Genomic DNA, 620 nt, shown 5'->3' with positions numbered 1-620 from the left:
GTGGAATGACCGTTTCGGATCACATCACTCGTTTCAGAACAGCGGGGACAAACTACATCAATCTTTGCCATCAATCATCCAAAGGGCGAAGAATACCACAACACTAAATATGCGTCACGACCCAATGAAGCAGTGTGAAATTAGTAATAAAAAAGCTAATATTATTAAGTTTTTAAATGCTGCGGATATGAACATTGATGATATCAGCATCACTAAAAAATCACTACTTGATACCGAAGAGTATAATAAATTATCTGATGAATTAAAAAATATTGTCAAAAAAAATAAAATTCTAGAAGAGGAAGTTTTTGATGCCGACTTTATTCGTAAAAATAAAAATAATGTTGAAGTTTCTTTAAACATTGATTATGAATCAGATGGTACTAGAAAGTTATTTTCTTTGGCTGGTCCTTGGTTAGATACTCTAGAGAATGGATATACTTTAGTTATTGATGAGTTACATGATAAATTACATCCTCTACTATTAAGATATATGGTCGTGACGCAGATTTAGTGGTAATGATTGATCGTCAGATACCATCCGATGATCTTATCGTGCATTTCTTCTGACTTTGAGAAGCAGATAGTCTTGCGGGTCAACCGTTTAAGATGGGTTCGCA

General features: G+C 33.9%; 2 protein-coding genes. One reads left to right on the top strand and one right to left on the bottom strand.

Features of this window, described 5'->3' with window-relative positions:
- A partial coding sequence (locus tag LPW36_RS18085; RefSeq protein ID WP_230611904.1) for an AAA family ATPase occupies positions 1-514 on the top strand: 514 nt, incomplete at its 5' end.
- Here LPW36_RS18085 and LPW36_RS17690 read toward each other — a convergent pair.
- Positions 511-620, bottom strand: a 110-nt coding sequence (locus tag LPW36_RS17690; protein WP_230608631.1) for an IS1 family transposase, incomplete at its 5' end; no start/stop codon positions are given. The genes LPW36_RS18085 and LPW36_RS17690 overlap by 4 nt on opposite strands.

It is taken from the genome of Limnobaculum eriocheiris (assembly GCF_021010575.1).
Taxonomy (GTDB): Bacteria; Pseudomonadota; Gammaproteobacteria; order Enterobacterales; family Enterobacteriaceae; genus Limnobaculum; species Limnobaculum eriocheiris.
Note: the sequence above shows the minus strand (reverse complement) of the source record. Positions and strands in the feature narration are given on the sequence as shown.